This window comes from uncultured Senegalimassilia sp. (assembly GCF_934632265.1).
Classification (GTDB): domain Bacteria; phylum Actinomycetota; class Coriobacteriia; order Coriobacteriales; family Eggerthellaceae; genus Senegalimassilia.
Map to the genome: position 1 here is coordinate 1 of NZ_CAKTYH010000109.1, position 6,624 is coordinate 6,624.

The 6,624-nt window shown below is 62.1% G+C and carries 6 protein-coding genes and 2 tRNA genes; 4 read left to right on the forward strand and 4 right to left on the reverse strand.

The annotated features are described in order from the left end of the window. Both Q0H50_RS07745 and Q0H50_RS07750 read left to right on the forward strand, forming a co-directional pair. The coding region (locus tag Q0H50_RS07745) for a DegT/DnrJ/EryC1/StrS family aminotransferase (RefSeq protein ID WP_294421089.1) at window positions 1-1,046 on the forward strand (1,046 nt) is incomplete at its 5' end. After that, window positions 1,046-1,645 (forward strand): sugar transferase, encoded by a 600-nt coding sequence (locus Q0H50_RS07750; protein WP_294416323.1) that lies wholly within the window; start codon window positions 1,046-1,048, stop codon window positions 1,643-1,645. The genes Q0H50_RS07745 and Q0H50_RS07750, both read left to right, overlap by 1 nt. A gap of 60 nt (window positions 1,646-1,705) precedes the next feature. Here Q0H50_RS07750 and trpS read toward each other — a convergent pair whose 3' ends face one another. Next, window positions 1,706-2,752: a tryptophan--tRNA ligase gene (trpS, locus tag Q0H50_RS07755; protein WP_294421091.1), complete on the reverse strand. Its 1,047-nt coding sequence runs from the start codon at window positions 2,750-2,752 to the stop codon at window positions 1,706-1,708. 261 nt (window positions 2,753-3,013) lie between these two features. Here trpS and Q0H50_RS07760 point away from each other — a divergent pair, with 261 nt between their 5' ends. Continuing rightward, window positions 3,014-3,652: a lactate utilization protein gene (locus Q0H50_RS07760; protein ID WP_294421093.1), complete on the forward strand. Its 639-nt coding sequence runs from the start codon at window positions 3,014-3,016 to the stop codon at window positions 3,650-3,652. Between the two features lie 310 nt (window positions 3,653-3,962). Here the strand turns inward: Q0H50_RS07760 and Q0H50_RS07765 are convergent. After that, window positions 3,963-4,037, reverse strand: a tRNA-Ile gene (locus tag Q0H50_RS07765). A gap of 181 nt (window positions 4,038-4,218) precedes the next feature. After that, window positions 4,219-4,293 (reverse strand) — tRNA-Val (locus Q0H50_RS07770). Between the two features lie 191 nt (window positions 4,294-4,484). Between Q0H50_RS07770 and Q0H50_RS07775 the strand changes: the two genes are divergently transcribed. Continuing rightward, window positions 4,485-5,141: a DUF6198 family protein gene (locus Q0H50_RS07775; RefSeq protein WP_294421096.1), complete on the forward strand. Its 657-nt coding sequence runs from the start codon at window positions 4,485-4,487 to the stop codon at window positions 5,139-5,141. Between the two features lie 84 nt (window positions 5,142-5,225). Here Q0H50_RS07775 and Q0H50_RS07780 read toward each other — a convergent pair. Next, window positions 5,226-6,624, reverse strand: a 1,399-nt coding sequence (locus Q0H50_RS07780; protein WP_294421098.1) for a class I SAM-dependent methyltransferase, incomplete at its 5' end; no start/stop codon positions are given.

Below are 6,624 nucleotides of genomic sequence, written 5' to 3' on the forward strand. Positions count from 1 at the left end.
CGAGCGCCTACACCTATACCGCCAGCTGCTCGCCCATTTGCCATGTGGGGGCAACGCCCGTGCTGTGCGACGTGGCGCCCGGCAGCTATGAAATGGATTACACGCAGCTGGAGAAGCTCATCACCCCGCGCACGAAGGCCATCATCCCCGTCGACCTGGGCGGCGTCATGTGCGATTACGATGCGCTGTTCGGCGCCATCGACGCTTTCGGCGGCGCTTTCACGCCCGCGAACGCCCGCCAAGAGGCCATCGGCCGCATCGCCGTGGTCACCGACGGGGCGCATGCCCTTGGCAGCGTGCGCCATGGCAAGCACGCGGGCCAGGTTGCCGACCTTACCACGTTCAGCTTCCATGCGGTGAAGAACTTCACCACGGCCGAAGGCGGCGCCGTCACCTGGCGCGAGGGCCTGTTCGACCCCGATGAGCTGTATCGCGACTTCATGCTCATGTCGCTGCACGGCCAGTCAAAAGACGCGCTTGCCAAGACCAAGGCCGGCGCCTGGGAATACGACGTGGCGTTCCCCGGTTGGAAGTGCAACATGACCGACCTGCAGGCGGGCTTGGGCCTGGCGCAGCTGCGCCGCTACCCGGGCATGCTCGCACGACGCCGTCAGATGGTCGCGCGCTACACGCGAAACCTTGCCGACCTTGACGTGTCCATCCTGCAGCACTATCGCGCCGCCGACGGCTCAGACGCCTGCAGCGCCGACGATGCCGCCGCGCGCGCCGACGCGTGCCAGGAATCCTCGAGCGGGCATTTGATGCTTGTGCGCCTGAATGGTTGCGGGCGGCAGCTGCGCGACCGCGTCATCGAGCTGCTGGCCGAGGACGGCGTTGCCACCAACGTGCACTACAAGCCCTTGCCGCTGCTCACGGCCTATCGCAACCTCGGGTTCGATATCGCCGACTTCCCCCATGCCCTGGCCCAGTTCGAGAATGAGATCACGCTGCCGTTGCATACGAAGCTGACCGATGCGGACATCGACGAGGTGTGCCGTTGCCTGCACTATGCCATCTTGCAGGCGAAAGCGGAGGGTGCGCGCTGATGTACGTACGCTTCGGGAAACGCATCTGGGACATCGTCATCGGGCTGATCGCGCTGCCATTCGTGCTGCTTATCATCGCGGTGCTGGCGCCCCTTATCAAGCTGGAAGACGGCGGCCCGGTGTTCTACAACGCGCCGCGCGTGGGCAAGGACGGCGTGGATTTCAAGATGTACAAGCTGCGCAGCATGCGCGTGAACGCCCCCGACCTGATCATGGAGGACGGCAGCACCTACAACGGCGCCGACGACCCCCGCATGACCAAGATCGGCGCCTTCATGCGCAAGACCAGCTTGGATGAAATGCCGCAGTTCTTCAACGTGCTGCTCGGGGACATGTCGGTGGTGGGCCCCCGCCCCGACCTGCGCCGCGAGACGGAGCTCTACGAGGGCGAGGAGGGCCTGAAGCTGTCGGTGAAGCCGGGCATCACCGGTTACGCCGCCGTATATGGCCGCAATTCCCTGCCCTGGAAGCAGCGCCTGTCGCTGGACGTGTATTACGTGAAGCACGTAAGCTTCCTGCTTGATGCGAAAGTGTTCTTCCGCACGTTCGCCACGGTGCTCGGGCAGGAGGGCATCTACGTGGAGGATGACGAGTCATAAGGGACACCGCCAAATACATCTGTCAATGAAAGAGCCGCCCGAGGGCGGCTCTTCGTTTCCTTAGTACACCATGCCCATGGCTTCGCGAACTTCTTCCAGGGTCTGATTCGCGATCTCGTTGGCGCGGCGATTGCCCTCTCGCAGGACGTCCTTCACATAGTCCATATCGCCTGCAAGCTCCATGCGACGCTCGCGGATGGGAGCCAGGAAGTCGTTCACGCTTTCGGTGACGTACTTCTTCAGCTGGCCCGAGCCGCCGTTGCCGATCTCCTCGGCGATCTCCTGCTCGCCGCGGCCGGTGCACAGCGAGGCCGTGGTGATGAGCGCCGAAACGCCGGGGCGGTTGTCGGGATCGAAAGTGATGAAGCGCTCAGAGTCGGTCTGAGACTTCTTGATGAGCTTCGCCGTCTCCTCAGCCGTGGCCGACAGGCTGATGGCGTTGCCGTAGCTCTTCGACATCTTGCGACCGTCAAGGCCGGGGATGAGCACGGCGTCGGTGAGCAGGCCCTCGGGCTCGGGGAACACGTGGCCGTAGCGCTCGTTGAAGCGGCGAGCGATCTGGCGGGTTTGCTCGATGTGCGGCAGCTGGTCCTTGCCCACGGGCACGATGTTGCCCTTGCAGAACAGGATGTCGCAAGCCTGGTGCACAGGATAGGTGAGCAAAAGGCCGGTGAGCGCGTGGCCGGAGGCCTCCTGCTCGGACTTCACCGTGGGGTTGCGCTCGAGCTCGGCCTCGGTGCACAGGGACAAAAACGGCAGCATGAGCTGGTTGAGCGCCGGCACCTGCGAGTGGGTGAAGATGATGGTCTTCTCGGGATCGATGCCGCAGGCCAGGTAGTCGATGACCATGTTGTACACGTTGTCCTGGATGTTGGCCGTGGTGTCACGGTCGGTGATGACCTGGTAGTCGGCGATGATCACGCGGGAGGTGACGCCCAGGTTCTGCAGCGCCACGCGCTCGCGGATGGTGCCGAAGTAATGGCCCAGGTGCAGCCTGCCCGTGGGGCGGTCGCCCGTGAGCATGCAGTATTTGCCGGGATTGACGGAAAGGTCGGCGCGAATCTCATCGCTGCGTTTCTTGCTGGCTTCGAAGCTATCGCCCATCATGCCCTCACATTCATAGTTAGGCGGGAATTCAGTAGTTGTTCCAGTATAGCGCTTATGCCTTGCGTGGACGCGCACCATCTGAAAGCGATTGGGACCGAGGCGTCGGGACGTGGACGGCCGACTGCGATTCCCGGCACCCATCTGGCCGAACCCGCCGATGGGCTTCCCATGACGCTTTCCATTTGTCAGCCGCAACGTAACTGCACCGCGGAAAACGTGGCACAATGGGAACCATCCGCTAGACGAGAGAAGGAGCGCACCATGGAAACCCCCCGCACCCTTGCATTCGCGCAAACGGCGCAAACCATCATCAAGCAGCTTGAGCGCCGCAACATGGAAGGCTATTTCTGCGAAACGTCCGCCGATGCCGTTGAGCTGGTGCGCAAACTGGTGCCCGCCGGCGCCTCCATCGCCTGGGGCGGCACGGAGACGTTCAAGGAAACGGGCGTGAAGTCCATGCTGGAAGCCGGCGATTACCGCATGATCGATCGCTCGAAAGCGACCACGCCCGAGGAAGCGCGCGAGATCTTGCTGCAGCATTTCGCCAGCGACTGCTTCTTCATGAGCGCCAACGCCATCACGCGTAAAGGAGAGCTGGTCAACATCGACGGCAATTCCAACCGCCTTGCCAACCTGCTGTTCGGCCCGCGCGAGGTGTTCGTGCTGGTGGGCATGAACAAAGTGGTGGAGGACGTGGACGCAGGCATCAAGCGCATCCACACCATGGCATGCCCGCCGAACGCCGCGCGCCTGCATACGGACACGCCCTGCGAACGCAACGGCGTTTGCGGCAACTGCCACGAGCCCGGCTGCATGTGCTGCAACGTGGTGGTAACGCGCCACAGCCGCCAAGCCGGCCGCATCAAAGTGATCTTGATCGCCGAGGACCTGGGGTTCTAGACGTTAGCCGGTTAGGTGAAACTCACTGCCCCTATAAATGCCCGCACTGCCAGACTTCGGCGATGACCCGGCGATGAGATGGCGAAGCTATGAAAATGCCGCCAGATATCCAGGCGGCATTTTTATTACCCCCCATGATTGCCCGTATTGCCGGATTTCGGCGATAACCCGGCGACAAAATGAGGAGTGCATGGCCAGCTATCCCATGGTGCGTGCATAACCCGCCGCCAACGACTGCGCCGCTTCCCAATACTAGACAGATGCAAGAAAGAAAAGGCCAGGAGCACCAAGCTCCTGGCCTAAAAAGTTTTGGTGGGCCCGCCCGGATTCGAACCGAGAACCAAAGGATTATGAGTCCCCTGCTCCACCGTTGAGCTACAGGCCCGCATTGTCACGACGGTGCTCGCTTTCGCGAAACACGCCCTATCGCTTTCGAAGCATGTGCGAAGCTCGACAAAAAGCCAGTTTCGACGCATTTGAAGCATGTGGCATCTCCGTCAAGCTGCCTGCTGCCACCCACTTGAAAGAAAAAGGCCGGAACCACTTGATTCCGGCCTTGTCATTCGTGGTGGTCGCTACAGGATTTGAACCTGTGACCCCCGCCGTGTGAAGGCGATGCTCTCCCGCTGAGCCAAGCGACCGTGTTGCGTACTTCGTAGCGCGCTCGATACATATTACGGGAAAGCACCCTGGCGCGCAACCCCTGATTTCAACTTTTTTGAAAAAGTTTGGTTGCAGGAATACCCCTCTATACCTACAATCAATATAGGGTTTTGGCAACACCGCTCCTGACACGATGCCAAGCCCTCACCCTCCAACAGAAAGAAGAAGCATGAAGCAACACCTTGCGCTACGCTGGTGCCTGCTTGCCATCGGGATCGTCGTCATGGCCGCAGGCATCGTCATCGTCACGAAATCGGCTACGGGCAACACCCCCATCTCATCAACGGGATATGTGCTCAGCGTTGCCTTCCCCAGCGTATCGTACGGCGTGTTCATGTTCTTCTGGAACATCCTGCTGCTGCTTGGGCAGGTGGTTATCCTGCGGCGCCGATTCCAGCCCTTGGCGTTGCTGCAGATCCCCATCAGCGTGCTGTTCAGCTTGAGCATCGATATGTTCGCAAGCCTGCTTTCCTGGTTTGCGCCCGCGAACTACGCCGAATCCCTGAGCATGCTCGCCCTCGGCATCCTCACGCTCGCAGCGGGCGTTTCGTGCACGGTAGTAGCAAATGTTGCCATGAACTGCGGAGAGGCCCTGGTGGCAGCCATCACCTCGAAAACCGGCTGGAACTTCGGCCACACCAAGGTGGGCTTCGACATAAGCTGCGTCATCATCGCCTGCGTGGTTTCGCTTATCTCGATGGGGAATGTGACGGGCGTCCGCGAAGGCACCGTTGCAGCGGCGGTGATCACCGGGTTCGTGGTGAACTTCTTCGTACGCTTGATGGGCGGAGCACGCCCGCCCATCAAGATGGGGAACAAGGCATAGCAAACGGCAGGGGCCTGAAAGCGATGCGGCTTTCAGGCCCCTGCCTTATATAGAGTTGGTTGCAGGAGTTGGACGCCGCCCGTTTTACGCGCGCTTCACCAGGTAGCACTTGTGGATGCGCGGGTTGCGTTCGAAATCGTGCGGTATGGTCTGTGCCGTGATGTCTTCGAGCGCTACCCCGTACTTGCCCAACTGTTCCATATCGGGCTTGAACGAGCGCAGATTGCAGCTGAACACCGCCGTGCCTTCCTTGGTCAGCAGGCGTGAAACGCCCACCAGCAGCTCGACGTGATCGCGCTGGACGTCCCAGGTGCGTTTGCCCATCGACTTCGAGTTGCTGAACGTGGGCGGGTCCACGAAGATCAGATCGAAGCGGCGCGAGCCGCGGCGGCAATCGGTGATCCAATTCATCACGTCACCGCGCTCGAAGCTGTGCGCACGCCCGGTGAACCCGTTTTGCTCCATGTTGCGCTCGGCCCAATCCAGATAGGTTTGCGACAGATCGACCGTGACGGTTTCCACCGCCCCGCCCGCCGCAGCCTGGACCGTTGCCGAGCCCGTGTAAGCGAACAGGTTGAGGAAGCGCTTGCCAGCGGCCATCTTGCGCACCATGGCGCGCGTGTCGCGATGGTCGAGGAACAGGCCCGTATCCAGGTAGCCGGCAAGATCCACTTCCAGCAGGCACCCCGCTTCATCGACGTGCGTTACATAGTTGCGCTTTCCCGCACCACGGTACTGCCCGCCGCCCTTGTCATGGCAGCGCACCTTGGAGAACACGTGGTCAGGGCGGACGCCCAAAACCACAGGCGCCAAGGTAAGGATGTCGTCGAAACGACGGCGCGCCTTATCGGGGTCGATGGAACGCGGCGGGGCGTATTCGGCGATATGCAGATACGCGTTACCCGCAGCCTGGCCGGCGCCGGTGTACACGTCGATGGCGGCGGAGTAATCGGGCAAGTCGGCATCGTAAACGCGATAGCACGTCACACCTTCGCGGCGCGCCCACTTGCGACGCTCCTTGGCAACCTTGCGCAGACGATCGGCGAACTGCTGCGAGGATTCCTCGAACACCTCCACCTTATGCTCCGCGCCGCCGTTGGCGTCCGGCACCACGGCCTGGGCAAGCTGCGCCGGAGGACGCATGAACAGCAGCACCTGGGTTTCCACGCGCCCACGGCCGAAGCTCAGCGTGTCGGCGGCATCGACGCCAAAGCGCCCTTGCACGCCCTGCCCGCCGGCAACCGCATACAAGCTGCCTGCCGGAACCGCTGCCGCCGCCTTCACGAACGCCGCGGCCTCCGCCTGGGCGCGAGCCTCGGACTGGATGCGATCGCCTGCCGGCATGTTGGACGCCACCAGGCACGGGCACAGCTTGTCCTGGCCGCTATCGACCGCGCGCCTGCTGTGCAGCCGATCGGCCACGTCACACGCGCGCTTGGCCATATCTGCCACGGTATGGGCATCGCCCAGCTCGATGCTGACC